Annotated in this window: 21 protein-coding genes and 1 pseudogene; 10 read left to right on the top strand and 12 right to left on the bottom strand. The window is 59.9% G+C overall.

The annotated features are described in order from the left end of the window. Positions 1 to 2 precede the first annotated feature (2 nt). Positions 3 to 959, top strand: coding sequence for a UDP-glucose 4-epimerase family protein (locus KGB24_RS02800; protein ID WP_008028735.1), 957 nt, complete (start codon positions 3 to 5; stop codon positions 957 to 959). 57 nt (positions 960 to 1016) lie between these two features. Next, the gene (locus KGB24_RS02805; protein ID WP_008028734.1) at positions 1017 to 3014 is read left to right on the top strand and encodes a polysaccharide biosynthesis protein; all 1998 of its coding nucleotides are present in this window, start codon (positions 1017 to 1019) and stop codon (positions 3012 to 3014) included. A gap of 56 nt (positions 3015 to 3070) precedes the next feature. Here KGB24_RS02805 and KGB24_RS02810 read toward each other — a convergent pair whose 3' ends face one another. From KGB24_RS02810 to KGB24_RS02825, 4 genes are all read right to left on the bottom strand, one after another. Further along, on the bottom strand, positions 3071 to 4369 hold the full coding sequence (locus KGB24_RS02810) for an NAD(P)/FAD-dependent oxidoreductase (RefSeq protein WP_008028732.1): 1299 nt from the start codon (positions 4367 to 4369) through the stop codon (positions 3071 to 3073). A gap of 60 nt (positions 4370 to 4429) precedes the next feature. Further along, the gene (locus KGB24_RS02815) at positions 4430 to 4603 is read right to left on the bottom strand and encodes a DUF3094 domain-containing protein (RefSeq protein WP_008028730.1); all 174 of its coding nucleotides are present in this window, start codon (positions 4601 to 4603) and stop codon (positions 4430 to 4432) included. A gap of 68 nt (positions 4604 to 4671) precedes the next feature. After that, positions 4672 to 5199 carry an MOSC domain-containing protein gene (locus KGB24_RS02820; RefSeq protein WP_008028728.1) on the bottom strand — a complete coding sequence of 176 codons (528 nt, stop codon included), beginning with the start codon at positions 5197 to 5199 and terminating at the stop codon, positions 4672 to 4674. Beyond that, positions 5196 to 5822, bottom strand: coding sequence for a DUF1780 domain-containing protein (locus KGB24_RS02825; protein ID WP_032828736.1), 627 nt, complete (start codon positions 5820 to 5822; stop codon positions 5196 to 5198). Before KGB24_RS02825 ends, KGB24_RS02820 begins: the two co-directional genes overlap by 4 nt. A gap of 234 nt (positions 5823 to 6056) precedes the next feature. On the opposite strand from KGB24_RS02825, the gene KGB24_RS02830 reads away from it, so the two are divergent. The 4 genes and pseudogenes from KGB24_RS02830 to KGB24_RS29335 all read left to right on the top strand — a co-directional run. Further along, the gene (locus tag KGB24_RS02830; protein WP_008028725.1) at positions 6057 to 7424 is read left to right on the top strand and encodes an aromatic acid/H+ symport family MFS transporter; all 1368 of its coding nucleotides are present in this window, start codon (positions 6057 to 6059) and stop codon (positions 7422 to 7424) included. Then, entirely contained in the window at positions 7421 to 8626 is a 1206-nt protein-coding gene (locus KGB24_RS02835) for a benzoate/H(+) symporter BenE family transporter (protein ID WP_223414093.1), read from the top strand. Before KGB24_RS02830 ends, KGB24_RS02835 begins: the two co-directional genes overlap by 4 nt. Positions 8627 to 8643: 17 nt before the next feature. Next, positions 8644 to 9912: an OprD family porin gene (locus KGB24_RS02840; protein WP_192227991.1), complete on the top strand. Its 1269-nt coding sequence runs from the start codon at positions 8644 to 8646 to the stop codon at positions 9910 to 9912. 242 nt (positions 9913 to 10154) lie between these two features. Beyond that, a pseudogene (locus tag KGB24_RS29335) lies at positions 10155 to 10556 on the top strand (methyl-accepting chemotaxis protein); the annotation flags it as partial. A 9-nt stretch (positions 10557 to 10565) separates the two neighbouring features. Here KGB24_RS29335 and KGB24_RS02850 read toward each other — a convergent pair. After that, positions 10566 to 10805: a DUF2790 domain-containing protein gene (locus KGB24_RS02850; protein ID WP_008028718.1), complete on the bottom strand. Its 240-nt coding sequence runs from the start codon at positions 10803 to 10805 to the stop codon at positions 10566 to 10568. Positions 10806 to 11985: 1180 nt separating this feature from the next. Between KGB24_RS02850 and KGB24_RS02855 the strand changes: the two genes are divergently transcribed. Together KGB24_RS02855 and KGB24_RS02860 are read left to right on the top strand one after the other, a co-directional pair. Beyond that, a complete protein-coding gene (locus KGB24_RS02855) occupies positions 11986 to 12675 on the top strand; it encodes an energy-coupling factor ABC transporter permease (RefSeq protein ID WP_008042847.1) in 690 nt (229 codons plus the stop codon). Between the two features lie 64 nt (positions 12676 to 12739). Beyond that, complete coding sequence (locus KGB24_RS02860; protein ID WP_008033212.1) at positions 12740 to 12955, top strand: hypothetical protein; 216 nt, start codon at positions 12740 to 12742, stop codon at positions 12953 to 12955. Positions 12956 to 12963: 8 nt separating this feature from the next. Here KGB24_RS02860 and yacG read toward each other — a convergent pair whose 3' ends face one another. The 5 genes from yacG to pilB are packed head-to-tail and all read right to left on the bottom strand — an operon-like array spanning position 12964 to position 17572. Continuing rightward, positions 12964 to 13164 (bottom strand): DNA gyrase inhibitor YacG, encoded by a 201-nt coding sequence (gene yacG, locus KGB24_RS02865; protein ID WP_008033210.1) that lies wholly within the window; start codon positions 13162 to 13164, stop codon positions 12964 to 12966. Continuing rightward, the gene (gene coaE, locus KGB24_RS02870; protein WP_223414094.1) at positions 13161 to 13784 is read right to left on the bottom strand and encodes a dephospho-CoA kinase; all 624 of its coding nucleotides are present in this window, start codon (positions 13782 to 13784) and stop codon (positions 13161 to 13163) included. Before coaE ends, yacG begins: the two co-directional genes overlap by 4 nt. After that, entirely contained in the window at positions 13781 to 14653 is an 873-nt protein-coding gene (locus KGB24_RS02875) for a prepilin peptidase (protein WP_192419974.1), read from the bottom strand. The genes coaE and KGB24_RS02875 overlap by 4 nt, the downstream gene beginning before the upstream one ends. A 1-nt stretch (position 14654) precedes the next feature. After that, on the bottom strand, positions 14655 to 15872 hold the full coding sequence (locus KGB24_RS02880; RefSeq protein WP_223414095.1) for a type II secretion system F family protein: 1218 nt from the start codon (positions 15870 to 15872) through the stop codon (positions 14655 to 14657). Between the two features lie 2 nt (positions 15873 to 15874). Further along, complete coding sequence (gene pilB, locus KGB24_RS02885) at positions 15875 to 17572, bottom strand: type IV-A pilus assembly ATPase PilB (protein ID WP_223414096.1); 1698 nt, start codon at positions 17570 to 17572, stop codon at positions 15875 to 15877. A gap of 225 nt (positions 17573 to 17797) precedes the next feature. Between pilB and KGB24_RS02890 the strand changes: the two genes are divergently transcribed. Together KGB24_RS02890 and KGB24_RS02895 are read left to right on the top strand one after the other, a co-directional pair. Further along, on the top strand, positions 17798 to 18214 hold the full coding sequence (locus tag KGB24_RS02890) for a pilin (RefSeq protein ID WP_008033203.1): 417 nt from the start codon (positions 17798 to 17800) through the stop codon (positions 18212 to 18214). A gap of 328 nt (positions 18215 to 18542) precedes the next feature. Continuing rightward, a complete protein-coding gene (locus KGB24_RS02895) occupies positions 18543 to 18890 on the top strand; it encodes a BON domain-containing protein (protein WP_223414098.1) in 348 nt (115 codons plus the stop codon). Positions 18891 to 19165: 275 nt separating this feature from the next. On the opposite strand, the gene KGB24_RS02900 is transcribed toward KGB24_RS02895, so the two are convergent. Continuing rightward, positions 19166 to 19462: a DUF2845 domain-containing protein gene (locus tag KGB24_RS02900; RefSeq protein WP_008033199.1), complete on the bottom strand. Its 297-nt coding sequence runs from the start codon at positions 19460 to 19462 to the stop codon at positions 19166 to 19168. Then, entirely contained in the window at positions 19462 to 22413 is a 2952-nt protein-coding gene (locus tag KGB24_RS02905; RefSeq protein WP_223414099.1) for a DUF748 domain-containing protein, read from the bottom strand. Before KGB24_RS02905 ends, KGB24_RS02900 begins: the two co-directional genes overlap by 1 nt. Positions 22414 to 22454 lie beyond the last annotated feature (41 nt).

Genomic DNA, 22454 nt, shown 5'->3' on the forward strand with positions numbered 1-22454 from the left:
CTATGATGCGAGTCCTTTTGACGGGGGCCAGCGGTTTTGTCGGGGCCGCGGTCCAGGCTCATCTGCTGGATGACCCACAGTTTGCCCTGCGTTCTGCCTATCGACAGGCTCCGGTGCACGTGCCGGCCGGCCTGCAGGTGTGTCAGGTGTCCGGGCTTGAGCCTGGCACCGACTGGCAGGTGCCACTTGAGGGCATTGAGGTGGTGATCCACTGTGCTGCCCGCGTTCATGTCATGAACGAGAACGAAGCCGATCCGCTGGCCGCTTTTCGGCGGGCCAATGTGCAGGGGACGTTACGTCTGGCGGAACAGGCAGCCCGGTCCGGGGTTCGGCGATTCATCTACCTGAGTTCGATCAAGGTCAACGGTGAAGGCACGCTGCCTGGCCACCCTTACTCGGCAGATGACCAGCCTGCTCCGCTGGATCCCTATGGCGTCTCCAAGCTCGAAGCCGAGCAAGGATTGCAGGCGCTGGCGGCGAAAACCGGAATGGAAGTGGTGATTATTCGCCCGGTTCTGGTCTACGGTCCGGGGGTCAAGGCCAACTTCCGCAGCATGATGGGCTGGCTCAATAGAGGCGTGCCATTGCCGCTGGGGGCCATTACCAACAAGCGCAGTCTGGTGGCGCTGGACAATCTGGTCGACCTGATCGTGACCTGCATTCATCATCCCGCCGCTGCGAACCAGGTGTTCCTGGTGAGTGACGATGAGGACCTGTCCACCAGCGAACTGTTGCGACGCATGGCCCGGGCGTTGGGTCGGCCGGCGCGCTTGCTGCCCTTGCCGATGTGGCTGTTGAGCGGCACCGCGCAGCTTCTTGGGAAAAAAGCCCTGTCCCAGCGTCTTTGCGGGTCGCTGCAGGTCGATATCGAAAAAACCAAAGCGTTGCTCGAATGGACCCCGGCGATCGGTGTGGACGGGGCGTTGGCAAAGACTGCGAAAGACTTCCTGGAGCCGTAAGTGTGAGAGGAAGCGGATGGATTGCAAACAGGAAGTCGAGCGAAGGAAAATTGTGTAATGCGTGAGCGTTTATTGGGCCTGCCGCGTAGTTACAAGCGCGTTTTGCAGTTGCTGGCCGACATTGTGCTGGTCTGGGTTGCGCTCTGGCTGGCGTTTGTCGTGCGTCTCGGGATTGAGCGTCCGGTGGACCCTTTCGGGGATTATGCCTGGCTGTTCGCGGCCGCGCCGGTCATCGCGGTGCCCATCTTCGTTCGCCTCGGCCTGTATCGTGCGGTGATGCGTTATTTCGGTAATGACGCCCTGCTCAGTATTTTCAAGGCCGTGACCTTGTCAGCGCTGCTGTTGACGGTCTATGTCTATTTGTATCGCCCTGAGGTCCTGGTGCCGCGCTCGCTGATCATCAATTACTGGTGGTTGAGCTTGTTGATGGTCGGTGGCCTGCGTTTGTTCATGCGCCAGTATTTTCTCGGCAACTGGTTTCTCGCCGGGCAGCATGTCCCTTTCTTGCGCCAGGACGATGACGCCACCAAGGTCGCCATTTATGGTGGCGGGGCGGCGGGTAATCAGTTGGTGGCGGCACTGCGCATGGGCAAGGCAATGCGTCCGGTCGCCTTTATCGACGATGACAAAGGTATTGCGAACCGGGTGATCGCAGGGCTCAAGGTCTATTCGTTTTCGGGTATTGAAAGGCTGATCGAAGACACCGGGGCAACCGAAGTATTGCTGGCCATCCCGTCGGCGTCGCGGGCCAGACGTCGCGATATCCTGGCGGCGCTTGAGTCTTACCCGGTGCATGTGCGGACGATCCCGGATTTCATGGACCTGGCCAGTGGCCGGGTCAGTGTCAGTGATCTGCAGGAAGTCGATATCATCGACCTGCTCGGGCGAGACACGGTTGCGGCACAACAGACGCTTTTCGAGCGCTGTATCCGTGGTCAGGTCGTCATGGTGACGGGCGCTGGTGGTTCCATCGGTTCGGAACTGTGTCGGCAAATCCTCACCAGCAAACCAACGGCGCTGGTCCTGTTCGAACACAGTGAATTCAACCTCTACAGCATCCAGAGCGAGCTGGAGAAGTTGATTTACAGTGAGGGGCTGAACGTCGAGCTGGTGCCGATCCTCGGTTCGATTCGCAACAGTGAGCGTTTGCTGGATGTGATGCGCACCTGGAGCGTGAAAACGGTCTATCACGCCGCGGCCTATAAACATGTGCCGATCGTCGAACACAACGTTGCCGAAGGCGTGCTGAACAATGTCTTCGGGACCTTGCAGACCGCGCAGGCGGCCGTGCAGGCAGGCGTTGAGCATTTCGTGCTGATCTCCACCGACAAGGCCGTGCGGCCGACCAATGTCATGGGATGCACCAAGCGCCTGGCCGAGATGACGCTGCAGGCCCTCAGCCGTGAATCCCATCCGCTGTTGCTGGGTGAGCACTTCAAGACGCCTTGCACCAACGGGACCCGGTTCACCATGGTGCGATTCGGCAATGTGCTGGGTTCGTCCGGTTCGGTGATCCCGCTGTTTCGCGAGCAAATCAAGAATGGTGGGCCGATCACGGTCACCCATCCGAACATGACGCGCTATTTCATGACCATTCCCGAGGCCGCGCAACTGGTGATCCAGGCAGGCTCCATGGGGCAGGGTGGTGACGTGTTCGTGCTCGACATGGGGCAACCGGTGAAGATCGCCGACCTGGCGGAAAAGATGGTCCACCTGTCCGGCCTTTCCCTGCGTAGCGAAGAGCGGCCCCACGGGGACATTGCAATCGAGTTCACCGGGCTGCGCCGTGGCGAAAAGCTCTATGAGGAGTTGTTGATCGGTGACAACGTGTCCCCAACCGAACACTCGATGATCATGCGCGCCGACGAGGAACATCTGCCGTGGGAGGACTTCAAGGTGGCGATTTCGGCGCTGCTGAAGGCTGTCGCAGAGGATGACTATGTGCAGGTTCGAACGTTGCTGGGCGATACGGTCAACGGCTACGTACCCGAGTGTCAGATTGTCGATCTGATCCATCAGCGCCGTCAGGAGTCAGGCAGTCACGACAGCGTTTGACTGAGTACGGATGCTGAATGGCCGCCCCCACGCTTGGCGTAGGGGCGGCCATTTACTCAGTGCAGCTTCAGGCGCGGCTCGGTCCCACGGCCGATCTTGCTGCCCAGCATCAACATCGCCGTACGGAACGCGCCATACAGCGCCATCTGGTGCATGCGGTACAGCGACACATAAAACATCCGCGCCAGCCAACCCTCGAGCATCACGCTGCCGGTCAGGTTGCCCATCAAGTTACCCACAGCCGAAAAACGCGACAGCGAAATCAACGAACCGTAGTCGGTGTACTTATACACAGGCAGCGGCTTGCCTTCGATCCGCAGTTTCAGCGATTTGGCCAGCAACGACGCCTGCTGATGTGCAGCCTGGGCGCGCGGCGGCACATTGCGATCGGTGCCCGGTTGCGGGCAGGCCGCGCAGTCACCGAAGGCGAAGATGTTTTCGTCGCGGGTGGTTTGCAGGGTCGGCAGCACTTGCAGCTGGTTGATGCGGTTGGTTTCCAGACCGTCGATGTCTTTGAGGAAACCCGGCGCGCGAATCCCGGCGGCCCAGACTTTCAGGCTGGCGTTGATCACTTTGCCGTCGGTGGTGATCAGGCTGTCGGCGGTCACTTCGCTAACGGCTGCGTTGGTCATGACATTGACCCCGAGTTTCTCCAGGGTTTTATGCACAGGCCCGCCAATGCGTTCCGGCAATGCTGGCAGCACCCGTGGACCGGCTTCGATCAAGGTGATGTGCATGTTCTCCGGTTTGATCCGGTCCAGACCGTAAGCCGCCAGCTCATGCGCGGCGTTGTGCAGTTCGGCGGCCAGCTCGACGCCCGTGGCGCCAGCGCCGACGATGGCCACGCTGATCCGCTGCACCACATCCGTCTGCCCGGCGTGCGCGCGCAAGTAATGGTTGAGCAGTTGCTGGTGGAAACGCTCGGCCTGTTTGCGTGTGTCGAGGAACAGGCAATGTTGCGCCGCGCCCTGGGTGCCGAAATCGTTGGTGGTGCTGCCGACGGCGATCACCAGCGAGTCGTACGGCACTTCACGCGCCGGAACCAGTTCCAGACCGGCTTCGTCATAGGTGGCGGCCAGCTGGATTTTCTTCTGTGCCCGATCAAGCCCGCTCATGCGCCCCAGCTGGAACTCGAAGTGGTTCCATTTTGCCTGGGCAACATAGTTGAGTTCGTCTTCGGAAGAGTTCAGGGAACCGGCTGCCACTTCATGCAACAGCGGTTTCCAGATGTGGGTCAGGTTCGCGTCGACCAGCATCACACTGGCCGTGCCGCGCTTGCCCAGAGTCTTACCCAGACGGGTAGCCAACTCCAGACCGCCGGCGCCGCCGCCAACGATGACAATACGATGAGTCATGGGGATATCTCGCAAGGCTAAAAGAAATCGGTGCAATTACCCGAGCGAGCGCGATGCAGCTCATAGCGTCAGGTAACTGATAAATCGGCTCAACAGGCCCAGGCCAATAGTCACTGCCAGCACCACCACCAGGAGCATCCACGGCCGGAAAGGCCGGCGCTCGACTCGGTGCTGGGACAGGTGCAGGTACTCTTCGACATGCTTTTGGTCGTCGGGGTTCAGGCGGCTGGTCATATCGGGCCTCGTCAGGGGTAGACGTTGCTGAATGTGGGGAAGCTACATGCGGGCGGCGGCGTAACACATCAGCCCGCATTGAACGGAGCATAGCCGCTCGCTGGAACAGGCTCGACGCTGACCGTATCGTCCAGGCGAATGATTCCACTTTGTAACACTCGGGCGGTGATTCCGCCATGTCCGCGAACGGCCTGAAAGGTGCCAGGGCCGAGGTTGTTTTGCAGGCGCGCGCAGGGCTGACACCAACCGGTGGTTTCGAAAATCGCCTGGCCGATTTTGAAACGGCGACCCTTGAGGCTGAACAGGTTGATCCCACTGATAACGAGGTTGCGCCGCAAATCATTAGGCAACAGCGGATTATCTTCCGAGCGGCCCATCAGCGAGTTGATCACCGCCAGATGCTCCCACTGAATCAGCGTCACCTGCCTCGCATTGCGCACACCGGGGCGGGCGCGATCGCCGGTCAGCCCGGCCTCGAGTCGTGCCTCCACGGCCTCCAGTTCGATCATCGGCACGTGTGGCTGCGGGCGCACGCCGATCCAGCGTACGCGGCCGGTTTGCGGGACTTCAGCGATCAGTTCCTGCAATGGACTCACAGGCTGATCCCGACATCGAAGACGATGCTGCGACCGAGGTTGCTGCGCAGGAAATCCGGGGCGTCGGGATGTGCAAATAAAACACGGGCGAAGGTCGGCCCCACCAGCGACAACGAGCGCCAGCCTTGGCGCAAGTATTCGGTGGGCGGCGGGAAGTGGCTATTGAGGTCGAGCACTTCGCGCTTGAGGCTGGCGAAGGCGATGATGTCCAGTTCGCCCAGGTCCATGCCGCGCTCTTTGTAGTTGTGCGCTTTTTTGCGCAAGGTCGGCGCCAGTCTCAGCAGGAATTCATTGGCCGGAATGCGCCGGGGTTTGGCTTCGCGGCGCACCAGCGAACTCAGCGAAAACGCACTGCGTCGGCGTTGCAGTTCATCGCGCCACTCATCATTGAGGCGCCGGCCCTCGTCGAGCACGAAAAACACTTCGAAATTCGCCTCGCGAAACAGCACGTCCGGCGGCTCCCCGGCGGGCGCGAATTCGTCGGTGCGGTAAGGAATGTTCAGCCCTTGCAGCAGGCGCTGGCACACCCAACGCTCACGCTCCCATTTGCGGGCATTGGAAAGAAACGCGTTGGCTTGCTCGGCCGCAATGGTCAGCAGGCGTAAATAATCTGAGTCATCCATAGGCCCAAGCTTAGCGTTCAAATGCGTTCGCAAAGAAGACAGTTTGTCGGAGAAGAGCAAAAGCCTGTCACGCCATTGCCCCATCCCCCGCCCGTTTCAGGGCCCTGCACAAAACGGATAGCGATCTGCGCAAAGCGGATATTGCCTCGCGCCTGGCAGCTTTACCCTCGGCTTTACGGGACGTTAGCCGCTTTACCGACGTTCTGAATAAAACAACAACAAGAGATGAATGCCATGCGCAAGATCGACGTACATGAGGTTATCGACAACGCTCGATTCAACCGCTTCCACTGGATGGTGCTGTTCTGGTGTGCCCTGATCATCATTTTCGACGGTTACGATCTGGTGATCTACGGCGTGGTGTTGCCGATGCTGATGAAGGAGTGGGGGCTCAGTCCCTTGCAGGCCGGCGCGCTGGGAAGTTACGCATTGTTTGGAATGATGTTCGGCGCGCTGTTTTTCGGCCCGCTCTCGGACAAGATCGGCCGCAAGAAAGCCATCACGATCTGCGTGATGCTCTTCAGCGGTTTTACCGTGCTCAACGGTTTTGCCCGCAACCCCACCGAGTTCGGCCTGTGCCGGTTCATCGCCGGCCTGGGCATTGGCGGGGTGATGCCCAACGTCGTGGCGCTGATGAACGAGTACGCGCCGAAGAAAATCCGCAGCACGCTGGTGGCGATCATGTTCAGCGGCTACTCCGTGGGCGGCATGCTCTCGGCGGGGCTGGGCATCGTGCTGATCCCGAGCTTCGGCTGGCAGTCGGTGTTTTACGTCGCGGTGCTGCCGTTGGTGTTGTTGCCGCTGATCATGTACTTCCTGCCCGAGTCGGTGGGTTTCATGCTGCGTCAGGGGCGCAATGAAGAGGCGCGCGCCATTCTTCAACGGGTCGATCCGGCGTACGTCGCGCAGTCCGGCGATCAACTGCACATGAGCGAAGTGAAGGGCACCGGCACCCCCGTGCTGCAACTGTTTCGCGAGGGGCGCGCACTGCGCACGCTGATGTTGTGGCTGGCGTTTTTCTGCTGTTTGTTGATGGTTTACGCCTTGAGTTCCTGGCTGCCGAAACTGATGGCCAATGCCGGTTACAGCCTGGGTTCGAGCCTGTCGTTCTTGCTGGTGCTCAACTTCGGCGCCATTTTCGGCGCGGTCGGTGGCGGCGTGCTGGGCGACAAACTGAACCTGCCGCGGGTGTTGGCGGTGTTCTTCGCCGTGGCCGCCGTGTCGATCACCTTGCTCGGTTTCAACAGCCCGATGCCGCTGCTGTACTTGCTGATCGCCATCGCCGGCGCCACCACCATCGGTTCGCAGATTCTGTTGTACGCCTGCGCCGCGCAGTTCTACTCCATGACCATTCGCTCCACCGGTCTGGGCTGGGCCTCGGGCATCGGACGCAACGGCGCGATTGTCGGGCCGCTGCTGGGTGGTGCCTTGCTCGGGATCAGCCTGCCGCTGCAACTCAACTTCATGGCGTTTGCCTTGCCCGGCGCGGTGGCCGCGATAGCCATGACCGTGTTTGCGATCAGCAGTCAGCGCAGTCACAGGCAAGCGCTGTCGGGCCTGCGCAACGGTTCGCCAGACGGGTCTGTCGGCGAAGCTTCATGAAAACGTTTGTCCGGGACTTTTCCCTGTCGGCGGCCGTCGCCGGATTTATCGCCACGGTGATTTCCTATGCCGGCCCGTTGGTGATTATTTTCCAGGCGGCCGAGACCGCACACCTGTCGCGGGAAGTGTTGTCGTCGTGGGTCTGGGCGATTTCCATCGGCAGTGCGGTGCTCGGCATCGGTTTGAGCCTGCGTTACCGCGTGCCGGTGATCATCGCGTGGTCGGCGCCCGGCTCGGCATTGTTGGTGGCGCTGTTGCCGGGGATCTCGATGCCGGAGGCGGTGGGCGCGTACCTGGTCAGCAGCCTGATCATTTTCCTGGTCGGGGTGTCGGGGGCGTTTGACCGGATCATCGGCAAACTGCCGGCGGCGATTGCGGCGGCGATGCTGGCGGGGATTCTGTTCAGTTTCGGCACCGGGTTGTTTGTCTCGTTGCAGGGCAAACCGCTGCTGGTGCTGGCGATGTTTGCCACGTACCTGATCTGCAAACGGCTGATGCCGCGTTATGCGGTGGTGATGGTGCTGCTGGTGGGCTGCTCGGTGGCGTTTCTCGGCGGTGATTTGCACAGCGAAGCGCTGGTGATCGGGTTGGCCACGCCGGTGTGGATCACACCCGTGTTCAGCCTGAGCGCGACGCTGAACATTGCCTTGCCGCTGGTGATGGTGGCGCTGACCGGCCAGTTCGTGCCCGGCATGGCGGTGCTGCGGGCCAGCGGTTATGCGACGCCGTCCGGCCCGATCATCGCCAGCAGTGCGTTGGGCACGGCGCTGTTGGCACCGTTCGGTTGCCACGGGCTGAATCTGGCGGCGATCACTGCGGCCATTTGTACCGGTCGCGAGGCCCATGAAAACCCCGGCAAGCGCTACGTGGCCGGGGTGGTCGGCGGGCTGTGTTACCTGCTGCTGGGCATCTTCGGCGCCACCCTGGTTTCGCTGTTTTCGGCGTTCCCCAAAGAGCTGATCGCGGCGCTGGCCGGGCTGGCGCTGTTCGCCGCGATTGCCGGGGCACTGGCCGGCGCAATGGCGGTGCCGAGTGATCGCGAAGCCGCGCTTGTGACCTTTCTCACCACCGCTTCGGGCATGTCCTTGTTGGGTTTGTCCGCGGCTTTTTGGGGACTGATTTTCGGCATGGTCACCCATGTGTTGTTAAACGCCCGTCGCGAAAGCGCGGCGGCTGAAGCACTTCCAACTGTCGATCAATAAAAATAAGAGAAAAAACGATGAAACAGATTCTTCCAACAACCGGTTCCGTGTTGTCCATGGCGCTCGTCTCGGGTTTCTCCACCGGCGCGATGGCGGCAGAGGGCGGCTTTATCGAAGACACCACGGCCACCTTGCAGGCACGCAATTACTACTTCAGCCGGGACTTCTCCGACATCGTCGGGGCGAACAAACAATCGAAGGCCGAAGAGTGGGCGCAGGGCTTCATCCTTAACGTCAAATCCGGCTACACCCAAGGGCCTGTCGGTTTTGGTGTGGATGTGATCGGCCTGCTCGGCCTCAAACTCGACAGCAGCCCGGATCGGGTCAATACCGGTTTGCTGCCGGTCAAGGATGACGGGCGCGCGGCAGATGATTACAGCCGTCTCGAAGCTGCGCTGAAGGTGCGTTACTCCAAAACCGAGCTGAAGGTCGGGGAGTTGCAACCCAACCTGCCGGTGTTGGCGTTCAGCGATATCCGCCTGCTGCCGCCCAGTTATCAAGGTGCAAGCATCAGCTCCAGTGAGATCAATGGCCTGACTTTGCAAGGCGGTCACTTGAACACGACCAGCCTGCGCAACGAGGCGGGCGACGAGAAAATGCAGGCCATGCTCGGCCACGTGCCGCAGCGCCAGGTCAGCAGTGATGGCTTCAACTTTGCCGGCGCCGATTACGCCTTCAACGATAAACGCAGCTCGGTCAGCGCCTGGTTCGGGCAACTGGAAGATATCTACAACCAGCGTTTTCTCGGTCTCAAGCACAGCCAGCCGATGGGTGACTGGACCCTGGGCGCCAACCTTGGTTATTACGATTCGCGCGAAGACGGCAAGAAGCTGTTGGGCAACATTGATAACCAGGCGTTCTTCTCGCTGCTGTCGGCCAAGCGCGGTGGTCACACGTTTTATGTCGGTTATCAGGGGATGTTCGGTGACAGCGCATTCCCGCGTGTCTTCGCCAACATCTCGCCGCTGGGCAACGAGGTGCCGACCTACGAGTTTGCCTTTACCGACGAACGCTCCTGGCAGGCGCGTTATGACTACGACTTCGCCGCCCTCGGTGTGCCGGGGCTGACCAGCACCGTGCGTTACATTTCCGGTAATAACGTCGACACAGGGCAAGGGTTCGAGGGCAAGGATCGCGAGCGTGATCTCGACCTCGGCTACGTGCTGCAAAACGGCAGCCTCAAAGGCCTCGGGATTCGCGTGCGCAACGTGATGGCCCGTTCCAACTACCGCAGTGACATCGACGAAAACCGCCTGATCCTCAGTTACACCTGGACGCTGCTATGACCATTGAAAAAGAACAACCGCCTTACAACATCGGCTTGCAGGTCAAGCTGGAGCAATTGACCGAGTCGGTGTTGCAAACCGAGGAAGACATGCGCTTTGCCAATCAACTGGCGCGCACGGCCGGCGATCGGGTCAAGGCGAGTGCGCAGAGCATGCAGTCTTCGGCCAGTGTGCTGGAGGATCTGAATCTCTACATGCAGCGTCTGGATCAGGTGTTCGATGAGCTCGGCAGTCAGTCGATGCGCATCGGCGCGATTGTCGGCAGCATTCAGGACATCGCCCGTCAGACCAATTTGCTGGCGCTCAACGCGGCAATCGAGGCGGCGAGGGCGGGCAGTCATGGCCGAGGGTTTGCGGTGGTCGCCGATGAGGTGCGCAATCTCTCGCGTCAGGCCGCGGACTCCAGTGCGCAGATCCGGCAAATCGCCACGGGGCTGGAGCAGTCGGCGGAGCATGCACGCCAGGGGATTCAGCAGTTATCCGGCTCCACCCGTCTGGGGCTGGAAAAGGCTGGAGTGGCTTTGCATTCGATGGGTGAATTGCAAAGCGGTGCGGTGGCCAGGGTCGAGGTGGTCGAACGGATCATGGCGCGTTTGGCCGGCCTGCATGATTTGGCGTTGCAGGCGAAACGGCTGATCGTGTGATGCCTGGTGTTACAGGTTGCTTGTGCAGTTGCCCATGACTTGGTAGGTCACGCGATGGGTCTGGCCCTGATGGTCGATGTAGACCATGGTTGCCGGCACGACGTCGCACGCGGTTGCGGTGTCGGTCACGGAAACCACCTTGGCGATGTCCAGCGGTTGCGCCGGGTCGTACGGGGTGGCGGCGGGCTCGCTGGCGGCCATGGCTGAGGTGGCGATCAGGGTCAGAAACAGGGTGCTCAGGGTTTTCATTTTTGTGTGCTCGGTGTTGGTTTTGATGCTTGAAGTTTAGTCCTTGGTGGTGATGGATAAAGGGGGCTGGGGCTGATTCAGCTTTGCAGGAAACGTAACAATGGGGGGGCATATCCGTTTCTGGGTTTATGGCGGCTATTGGTTTCGCTCTTACAGCGAGTCACTTTGGAAAAGCCCCAAAGTAACCAAAGGGCTCTTGCCCCTTTCGTTCGGTGCCTCGCTAATGCTCGGCATGCCCTCGCTCCGGTCCTGCTCCGTGGGCCCGCCGCCATCGGCCATCCCTGGCCGGGGGCGGCTAACCCGGCATCCATGCCGGGTTGCCCACTGCGCAGAACCTGCGCTCGGCCTCTCGAGGGGGCGACTACCGCCACAGCCGCCGAGGCGGCCTGAAAGCCGACCTGGCTTATTTGTGTACGCTGCCTCCTTCGCTGCGGCGTTCACTCATTCCCAACATGTACACCGTTCCCCTGTAGGAGCCGGCTTGCTGGCGATGGCGTCCGTCCAGCCAATACAAACGTCGACTGACCCACCGCTATCGCCGGCAAGCCGGCTCCTACAGTTGATCGTATTCATCCAGACACATCTGCATTTCCCTTGTAGGAGCCAGCTTGCTGGCGATGGCGTCCGTTCAGTCACGCGCTCATTGCCTGACTCACCGCTATCGCCAGCAAGCCGGCTCCTACACGGGATTGGGTTTACACGGTCAAAATTGTAGGAGCTGGCTTGCCAGCGATGGGCGTCAACGATAACGCGGGGTGTCTGAATGAACGCGGTGTCTGGGCGTTTTTCGCCGGCAAGCCGGCTCCTACAGGAATCGGCGTACGCTTTTGCTTTTCACCACTCATCAGGCCGAGCGTTAGCTCGCCTTCCGCTTTTGATCTGAGCGCCCCCTCGAGAGGCCGAGTGGAGGTTCTGCGCAGTGGGCAACCCGGCATGGATGGCGGCGGGCCCACGGAGCAGGACCGGAGCGAGGGCATGGCGAGCCTTAGCGAGCCACCGAACGAAAGGGGCAAGAGCCCTTGGTTACTTGGGGCTCTTCCAAGTGACTCGCCGTAAGGGCGAAACCAATAGCCGCCATCACCGCAAAAACGGATATGCCCCCCAACCAAAGACCAACCAAACACCGGTGTAAACTGATACCCCACCCTATTCCGGCAAAGACAAGGGAGCCCACCCAGCCATGATCGGCGCCGAGCTGCTGTCCCCCGAAACCCTCACCGTCGGCTGGCTGATCTACGTCCCGGCCCTGATCTGGGCCATCGCACGTGCCCCGTGGGTCGAGCTGTTCAGCGACAGCCGCCGCCAGCATCTGTTGTTCGGCACCGTGTTCGCGCTATTCATGCTGTGGCTGGTACGACGGGATTTCGACACCGGCGTGTCCTATCACTTCATCGGCATGACCGCCGTAACCCTGCTCCTGGACTGGCCCCTGGCGATCGTCGGCGGACTGGTCGCACAAGCAGGCCTGGTAATGCTCGGACGCCAGGACCTCGCCGCCGTCGGCGTGAACGGCGCCTTGTTGATTCTGCTGCCCGTGCTGGTCACCGAGTGCTGTGCAATCCTGGTCGAGCGCGCGCAGCCGCGTAATCCCTTCGTGTATATCTTCGTTTCCGGTTTCTTCGCAGCGGCGCTATCGGCCTTGCTGTGCCTGCTGCTGGCCCTGTGGCTGCTGTGGTTCAACGAGCTTTTCGTCATGCCTTACTGGCTGGAAGATTTTGTCGGCTACCTGTGGTTGATCATCTTTCCCGAAGCCTTCATCAACGGCATGGTCGTCAGCGCACTGGTGGTGTTCAGCCCCGAATGGCTGGAGACCTTCAACCGCACACGCTATCTTTCGGCCCCCTGGAAGGACGACGATCCGAAATCTTGATCCACATCAAATCCAAAAAACGTCGACGAATCCATGCTCCGAAAAACCTTCAGGAGCATCGAAAATGAGTGTCTACGAATGGGCAAGGCAGGAGTTGCGCCACAGTCTGGATGCAGCGCAGGAAGTCGGGTTTGATCCGGGGTTGAGCCTGCGCGCCCTGCTCAGCGCGGTGGTGCAGCAGAGCAAGGCCGTGCGCAGTGTCGAGGATCTGGCCGATGAGTTGCAGTTTCTCGCCGAGAACCTCGATGACGGTCAGGACTACGGCTTCATGCGGCCCTGAACCGTCACTCAGTGACGCGGGTCGAAATCACCACTGAACAACTCGTCCTCGGCATCGGGTGCCACTGGAATCTTGTGCTCTTCCGATGCCCACGCCCCCAGGTCGATCAGTTTGCAGCGGTCCGAACAGAACGGCCGGAATGTGCTTTCCGGGGTCCATTCCACAGGGGCGCCGCAGGTTGGGCATTCGACGGTTGGGATCTGGCTCATGACTGGCCTCCACGCAATGTAAGGTAAAAGTGATGCAGGCGTTCGACCTCGCTGTGCAGCCAGGCGAGGTCGCGGTCGTTGACCACCACATCGTCGGCATGGCTCACGCGATCCTGGCGACTGGATTGCGCCTTGAGGATCGCCTGAACCTGTTGTTCACTGGTCTGGTCACGCTGCAGGGTGCGTTCGATCTGTAGTTGTTCGGGCGCATCGATCACCAGCACTCGCTGGGTCATGGCGTACTGCCCGGACTCGATCAGCAACGGCGAAACCAGAATCGCGTAAGGCGATTGTGCCTTGCCCAGGTGATCGGCGATTTCCCTGGCGATCAGCGGATGCAAAAGCGCTTCGAGCCAGAGGCGTTGCTCAGGCACCTCGAAGATCAGTTTGCGCAACGCTGCGCGATCCAGTTGCCCGTCGGCTTGCAACACGCCGGGGCCAAAATGTTCGGCGATCTGTGCCAGCGCCGGGCGACCCGGTTCCACCACCCAGCGCGCCGCATGATCGGCATCGACCACGTGCACGCCCAGGTCGATGAAGTGCTGGGCGGCCGCGCTTTTGCCGCTGCCGATGCCGCCGGTCAGGCCGAGAATCCAGGGTTTTTCCACAGGGGTATTCATTTCAAACCGACAAACTGCCAATAGAAGCCGGTTATTTGACCACCCCAGAGCAATGCAATCCAGCCGGCAATCGCCAGATAGGGACCGAAGGGGATCGGGGTCGAGGTTTTCGCATTGCGCAGGCTCAGCAAAATCATGCCGATAATCGCGCCCACCAGGGATGACAGCAGAATGGTCAGCGGCAAAATCTGCCAGCCGCCCCAGGCGCCCAGCATGGCCAACAGCTTGAAATCGCCGTGGCCGATGCCTTCCTTGCCGGTGATCAGCTTGAACAGCCAGAACACCGACCATAGCGCCATGTAGCCCGCAATTGCGCCCCACAGCGCCTCGTGCAACGGCACGAACAATCCGAAGCTGTTGACGACCAGTCCCAGCCACATCAGCGGTAGCACCAGCACATCCGGCAACAGTTGATGCTCGGCGTCGATCAGGCTCATGGCCAACAGGCCCCAGCTCAGGACCAGCACCATCCCGGCTTGCCAGCCGAAACCGAAGTGCCAGGCAATGAACGCCGACAGCAGGCCGCAGGCCAGTTCGGTCAACGGGTAGCGTTTGCTGATGGGTGCTGCGCAGCTTGAGCATCGTCCACGTAAAAACACATAACTGAGCAGCGGGATGTTTTCCCAGGCGCGAATTCGGTGCCCACAATGCGGGCACTCGGAGTGGGGCAGCATCAGGTTGTAGGTCGCCGGCGGTGTTTCGCCAGGCAAACCGAGAATGTCCCGGGCCTGCAATTGCCACTCACGCTCGAGCATTTTCGGCAGGCGCCAGATCACCACATTGAGGAAGCTGCCGACCAGCAAGCCGACCAGCAGTGCAATGACGACAAACGCCAACGGGTACACGGTCAGGATTTCGTTCAAGGGCATGTCAGATCGCATTGCCGAGTTGGAAAATGGGCAGGTACATCGCAACCACCAGGCCGCCGACGATAACACCCAGCACCACCATGATGAATGGCTCCATCAGGCTGGTGAGATTGTCGACCATATTGTCGACTTCCGCCTCATAGAAACTGGCGACCTTGTCGAGCATGTCGTCCAGTGCGCCGGACTCTTCGCCAATGGCCGTCATCTGGATCGCCATATTCGGAAAGACGCCGGCGGTGCGCATGGAGAAATTCAGCTGCATCCCCGTCGAAACGTCCTGCTTGATACGCAGCACCGCCCGCTTGAACACGATGTTGCCGGTCGCGCCCGCCACTGACTCCAGCGCCTCAACCAGCGGCACACCCGCTGCGAAAGTGGTCGACAGCGTACGGGCGTAACGGGCCACGGCGGACTTGTACATCAACGCGCCAATCAACGGCAGTTTCAGCAGCCAGGTGTCTGTCCGGTCCCGAAAGCCTTGCGATGTCTTGAAGGCGTGGCGCACACCGAATATCGCCGCGATCAGCACGCCAAGCATCAGCCACCACCAATCCTGCATGAACTGCGACAGGCCGATGACCATCACCGTGAACGCCGGCAGTTGCGCACCAAAGCCTTTGAACACCGACTCGAACTGCGGCACCACCTTGACCAGCAGAATCCCGGTGACGATGATCGCGACGACCACCACCGCCAGCGGATAAGTCATGGCTTTCTTGATCTTGGCCTTGAGGCTTTCGCTCTTTTCCTTGTAGGTCGCGACCCGCTCCAGCAGGGTGTCCAGCGCGCCGGCCTGTTCGCCGGCATCCACCAGATTGCAGTAAAGCTCATCAAAATACTGCGGCTTTTTGCGCAGGGCTGCCGCGAAGCTGTTACCCGCCGCGACTTCCTGTTTCACCTCGTCCACCAGTTTGCGCATGGCCGGGTTTTCGAAGCCTTCGCCGATGATGTCGAACGATTGCAACAGCGGTACGCCGGCTTTCATCATGGTCGCCATCTGCCGGGTGAACAGGGCAATGTCATTCGCCTTGATGCGTTGGCCGAGGCTGAAAAGCGAGGCGGATTTCTTGCGCACCTTGCCGGGGTTGATGCCTTGCTTGCGCAGTTGCGCCTTGATCAGCGCCGGGTTTTGAGCGCTGAGTTCGCCGGTTATTTTCGTACCTTTTTTGTCGGTGCCTTCCCAGGCGTACACACTGATTTTTGCTGCTTTGACCGCCATGTTCAGTCCTTGGTGACCCGGTTGATTTCTTCAAGGCTGGTGATGCCTTGCATGGCCTTGATCAGCCCGGAAGTACGCAGGTCGTTGAAGCCGTCCTTGCGCATCTGGATATCGATTTCCAGCGAATTGCCTTCGGCCATGATCAGCCGTTGCAGGCCTGCTGTGTTCTTCACCACTTCATAAATCCCCACGCGCCCCTTGTAGCCGCCGTTGCACTGATCGCAACCGACCGGCTCATAGATCGTGAATGCGCCAATCCGTTCCTCGGGGAAGCCTTCCTTGATCAATGCCTCGCGGGGAATATCGATGGGCTTCTTGCACTGGGTGCACAGTTTGCGCGCCAGGCGCTGGGCGATGATCAGGCTGACGGACGTCGCGATGTTGAACCCCTGAATGCCCATGTTGTGCAGGCGGGTCAGGGTTTCCGCGGCGCTGTTGGTGTGCAGGGTCGACAGCACCAGGTGCCCGGTCTGGGCGGCCTTGATGGCAATTTCGGCGGTTTCCAGGTCGCGGATCTCGCCGACCATGATCACGTCCGGGTCCTGCCGCAAGAAGGAGCGTAGCGCCTGGGCAAAACCCAGACCTTGCTTGGCGTTGACGTTGACCTGGTTGATGCCTTCCATGTTGATCTCCACCGGGTCTTCGGCGGTGGAGATGTTGATGTCCACGGTGTTGAGAATGTTCAGGCCGGTGTAGAGCGACACGGTCTTGCCCGACCCCGTGGGGCCAGTCACCAGAATCATCCCCTGCGGCTGCTTCAGCGTGGCCATATACAGGTCTTTCTGGTCGGGCTCGTAGCCGAGGGCGTCGATGCCCATTTGCGCGCTCGATGGATCAAGGATCCGGATCACCACTTTCTCGCCCCACAGGGTCGGCAGGGTGTTGACCCGGAAGTCGATGGACTTGCTCTTCGACAGGCGCATCTTGATCCGCCCGTCCTGGGGTTTGCGCCGCTCGGAGATGTCGAGGCTGGCCATGACTTTCAGGCGGGCGGCGATGCGGTTGGCCAGTTGAATCGGCGGCTTGGCGACTTCACGCAACATACCGTCGGTGCGCATCCGCACGCGGTAGGTTTTTTCGTAGGGCTCGAAATGCAGGTCGGAAGAGCCACTTCTGATCGCGTCCAGCAGCATCTTGTGAACGAAGCGCACCACCGGCGCGTCGTCGGCATCCTGTCCGGCGATGGCGCCCTGGTCGTCATCGATCGACTCGATGTCCATGCCATCGAGGTCGACGTCGGCCATGTCTTCCAGTCCGCTGGCATGGCTGTCGAAGAACTTCTCGATGGCATCGCTGAGCTTGTCGTCCTCCACCAGGATGGCTTCGGTGTTCAGCCCGGTACTGAACTGGATGTCGTTGATGGCCTGGTGATTGGTCGGGTCGGAAACCCCCACGAACAACTTGTTGCCACGCCGCCAGAGGGGGAGGGCGTGGTGCTGGCGAACCAGTTTTTCGCTGACCAGACCCTTGGGTTGGGTTTCCTTCTCCAGGCAGTTGAGGTCGAGCAGTGCCATGCCGAAATGCTCCGAGGCGATCTCGGCGACCTGGCGACTTTTCACCAGTTTGTTCTGCACCAGATAACTGACGAGGGAGATTTTGTGGCGTTGGGCTTGCTGATACGCCTGTTGCGCGCTTTGGTCGGTGAGCAGCTCGGCAAGAACCAATTGCTTGGCCAGACCGCTAAGGGCGATGTCATTCATGGGGATACCGGACACAGACAGTTCATGACTTATAGCCTAGTCAACCGGTGGCGCCAAACCAGCGCTGCTCTGGTGACAAAAAGTGTCAGATAGTGCGGATCCTGAGGGCAGGACAAGGCCTTGCGTCGTTCTCGCGCCCCGCTAACAGGGGGCAACGGGCTTGGCATGGGCTGTGCTGAGACTGGTTCAGATCATGAGATTTCGACTCATGCATGGAGCTTGTCTATGAGTGCTCAGAAAGGTTTTACGCTTATCGAATTGTTGATCGTGGTGGCGATCATCGGGATTCTGGCGACGTTTGCGTTGCCGGCTTATTCGAAGTATCAGGCTCGGGCGAAAGTGACGGCGGGGTTGGCGGAAATTTCAGCATTGAAGGTTTCGTTTGAAGACCTGATGAATGCCGGTACTGCAGAACCCACCACACTGACGGGCGCTGGCACAACGACGCAGAACTGTGCAATTGCTGTCACCGGCACGGTTGCCTCAGGCGCTGGCACCATTGTCTGCACCCTGCAGAAAGCACCGGCCCCTGTGGCAGGTAAAACCATCACGCTGACTCGCAGCGCCACTGCAGGCTGGTCATGCGCGACCGGCGTGACAGCCGATTACGCACCGCCTGGTTGCACAGCCTCTGCAACTTAATGCTGAAAACGGCTAGATAGAAGAATGCCCCATCGTCGGATGGGGCATTTTTTTGGGGGGAAAACTCCAAGCTCGCTGCGCTTCTTGGTGAGATTTGGAAAACCTCACAAATTCATGGCCTTAGGCCCACGTTAAAACCTGCAACTTGCATGTAGAGAATGTCGAAGTCATGCAATTTGCATGATTCCGAAAATCAGAAGATTTTTTAAGTTGTTGATTTATAAAGAGTTGGTAACTGTTTCAAAGTTGGCACAGCGTTCGCACTATACCCAGTAACCCTGCTGACAAGACACGCAGCAGACTTTATGAAAAAACAGGAGTTACTCGTATGAAGAAGTTCGCTGCCGCTACTGCTACCGCGCTGACCCTGACCATGGCCAACGTTGCATTCGCTCAAACCCAGGCTACCCAAGCCCCAATGGTGCTGGCTGCCGGTGAAGTGACCAAGGCTAAAGAAGCCACTTCCGATACCTGGATCACCACCAAAGTCAAAGCTGACCTGGTGACCGAAAAAGGCATTCCTGGTACCGATATCAAGGTTGAAACCAACAAAGGTGTTGTATCCCTGTCGTCCACCGTCGCGGTGACTGACGCTCAGAAAGCCACCGCCGTGGCCATCGCCAAGAAAATCAAAGGCGTCCAGGCGGTCTCCGCTGACGGCCTGAAAGCCGAGTAAGGCAAGACTTCTCGCCTGAACGGGAGAAGGCGCGGTAGACGAGCCGAGTCATGCGTCTGCCGCAACTTGAGAGTTCATGCGACGGCCACAAGGATGTGGCCATTACAGGCCTCTGACATTCGTGTCCGGGGCCTGTTCTATTTGCAGCAACTCAAAACAACTGTAGGAGCGAGCCTGCTCGCGATGGACGTCAACGATAATGCTGGCTGCCTGGATCAACGTGTCGCTTGGGCATTTTTCGCGAGCAAGCTCGCTCCTACAGGGGCCGTGCAAAATCAATTTCCGCGTTTGCTGGTGATCTGCTTCAAGCGATTCCCTTCAAACCGCAGGTATTGATACATCCCGCCGTTGGGCCCGTAGGTCCATTCCTCGACCTGGAATTCTTCCCGACGGTTGGCGCTGCGCTTGTAGCCCAACAGGTCTCGACTGACCGGCTCTCCACATTTCTGCAGTACTTCGCTGGACCGGTCGCCGACGCTGACCAACTGGCTGCCGCAGCGCAGGGTATCGGCGGCCGAGGCCTGACTGGCAGCCATTGCCAGTGTCAGGCTGATCAGCAACCGACTGATCATCACTCGGCATCCAGGTGCAACGGCGTTACCACCCGACCGTCACTTTCGGCTTCGCCGAGGCTGGCATCGATGAAGTACACGCGGTCATCGGCCAACTGACCCTTGTCGACCAGATAATCCTTGATGCTGCTGGCGCGATCCTGGCCCAGCTGGCGCAAGAGCACGTCACTGGTGCTCCAGAACTTGATCACGTCTGCGCGCATTTTTGCGGTGCGTTCTTCCTTGCCCAGGTCCTTCCATTCGGCGGGTGGCTGGGTTTTCAGTCGGGTGCGGTAGATGCCTTCCAGCAGCGGGCCTTTCTCGCCGTCCGGTACTTGCAGCAACGAGGCCTGCGCCGGCACCTTGTCGCCGCGACGCTGGAGCATTTTGTAGTAGTTGTACTGGTACTCCCGTTCCAGGCGTTGCTCGGCGATCAGCGGGCCATCGCTGCTGGCGGCAGCGGTGCCTTCGATCTCCAGGCGCAGGGCCGGGCGTTCCTTGAGCGCATTGGACAGTTTGACCAGCGAACCCTCGGCGTCCTTGCTCAGATCGCTCGAGCCCGGCGCGAATGACACCGTGCCCAGGTCTTCCGCCCCACCGCCACTGACCAGCCCGCCAATCATTTTGAACGGTGCGGCAGCGGCTTTGACGATCAGGTTACGCAGGGTCTGCCAGACAATCGGCATGACGCTGAACTGCGGATTGTTGAGGTCGCCGGTGACTGGCAGCTCGATGGAAATCTTGCCGTCGACGTCCTTGAGCAGCGCAATCGCCAGTTTCAGCGGCAGGCTGACAGCGTCGGGGCTGTCGACCTTTTCACCCAGTTGCAATTGCTCGACCACCACTTTGTTTTCAGCCTTGAGCTGGCCTTTGGTAATCAGGTAATGCAGGTCTAGGTTGAGTCGGCCCTTGCGGATACGGTAGCCGGCGAACTTGCCGGAGTAGGGCGTCAGCGTGGTCAGTTCCACCCGTTTGAAACTGGTGGCGATGTCGAGGCTGGCCATCGGGTCGAACGGGTTGACCGAACCTTTGATGGTCACCGGCGCGTAACGATCGACCTTGCCCTTGATGTCGACGGTCGCCGGTTTCGCCTGACGGCTGTCGATGGTGCCAATCTGGCCGTTGAGCTGTTGCACGGCGGTGGCGAAGTTCGGGGTCAGGCTGAAGTCGGCGAAGTTGGCCGAACCGTCATTGATGGCAATGCCGCCAATGTGGATGCCCAGCGGCTTGTCCTTGCTGACGGGTTTGGCCGCAGCGGTTTTTGCGCCGGAATCGGGCGGTTGCGGGATCAGCAGGTCATCGATGTTGGTGGTGCGATCATCGTTGATCATGAAGCGCACATACGGTTGGAACAGGTTGACCTTGTCGATCGACAGGCTGTCGCCGTGCTGATAATTCAGGCCTTCGACCACCACCTGCTGCCACTTGAGAAAGTCGCGGGTTTTCAGGGTGTCGAGGGTGTGCAGCTGATCGATCTGCGCCCGTCCTGTGACGCTGAACGCCAACGGCTCGGTGCTTTTCAGGTTGACCGCCAGATCGCTGCCGAGCATGCCGCTGCGCAGTTCAAGGCGAATGAACGGATTGATGTAGGACTGGGCGACCCGCAAGTCGATGTCCTTGGTCTGCACGTTCAATTTGGCGCTGACGGGAGCGAGATTGACCTCGCCCTCGGCGGTGATCTTGCCTTGCTTGCCCACGCCGGTGTCGAGCTTGAGGGTAAAAGGCGAGCCATTGAGGCTGTCGAAATTCTGCAGGTCCAGGTTCAGCGGGTTCAAATCCAGCGTCACGGCGGGTTGCGTTTTGCGGTCAGCCAGGTGCACCTGGTAATTGCGCAGTTGCACATCTTTCAACAGCACTTGCCAAGGTTTGCTCGGCGGCGTCGGTTCTGGCTTTGGCGAGTCGGCGGCCGCTGGCGTGCTGGCCGGTTCGGCTTTGGCCTTGGCGGCGGCCTTGGACGGTTGGCTGGCGAACAGCTTCTGCCAGTCGAGTTGCCCGTCGGCTTCCAGTGCCGCCCAGGTTTCCAGTTTGTTGCTGCGGATCTTGCCGACGACAACTTGCTGCTTGGCCAGGTCGACCGTGGTTTCAGTTACGTCCAGGCGTTCGAGTTTCGCCAGTGGCCGACCGTCCGGAGCCTTGATGGAGAAGGGCGCCACGCTCACTGCGACGTTGTTCAGCAGCAGCTCGGTTTCCTTGGACAGGTTGAGTTTGTAGTCGGTGCTCAGATTCAGCACGCCGTTTTCCAGCACCAGCGGCAGCGCGTCACGCACATAGGGCCAAAAGGTTTTCATCTGCCCGTCGGTGATTTTCAGCTTACCTTCGGAGGCGATCGGGATGAGGCTGAAGTTACCGGTCCAGTCGATCTGCCCACCGTTCGGGCCGATGGCCACAAGGGTCATGTCGGCATTGTCATCGGGCAGGGTGCTGAGGTTGTTCAGCTCGAAATCGAGTTTGTCGTAGAGGAACTCGATGGCTTCGCTGGGGCGTTCATCCTTGAAGTGCACGGCACCGCCGGCCAGTTTGATTCGCTCTATGCGCAGCGGAAACGGTTTGGCGTCCGGGTCTGTCGGCGTCGGCTCGCTCGCCGGCAGTTTGAACAGACCAAGCAAGTTGAGTTTGCCGTCCTTGCCGAAAAGGATTTCGGTCTTCGGCTTGTCCAGTTCGATATCGGACAGGTGCAGCGCCTTGGTCCAGAGGCTGTCGATCTGCAGGTTGGCGTAAAGCCGTTCGAAACCGACCTGTTCCTTGCCCGGTTCGCCGATGATCAGGCCCCACAGGGTGACTTCAAGGCTGAACGGGTTGAGTTCGATTCGCTGAATTGTGGCGGGCGTCGTCGCGTAGTTGGCCAGTTGCTGGTTGGCCACCCGCAATGCGATGCCCGGCAAAATCAGAAACCCCAGCAGGCTGTAGAGGGCCAGAGCAGTCAACAAGGCGCCGATAGCGCGGATCAATCCTTTGGGCATGTGCGGCTTCATCTGTCTGAATCGGAGTGCCTTGGAGTATGGCACGCCAATCC

It is taken from the genome of Pseudomonas sp. BF-RE-25 (genome assembly GCF_019956105.1).
Classification (GTDB): Bacteria; Pseudomonadota; Gammaproteobacteria; order Pseudomonadales; family Pseudomonadaceae; genus Aquipseudomonas; species Aquipseudomonas migulae.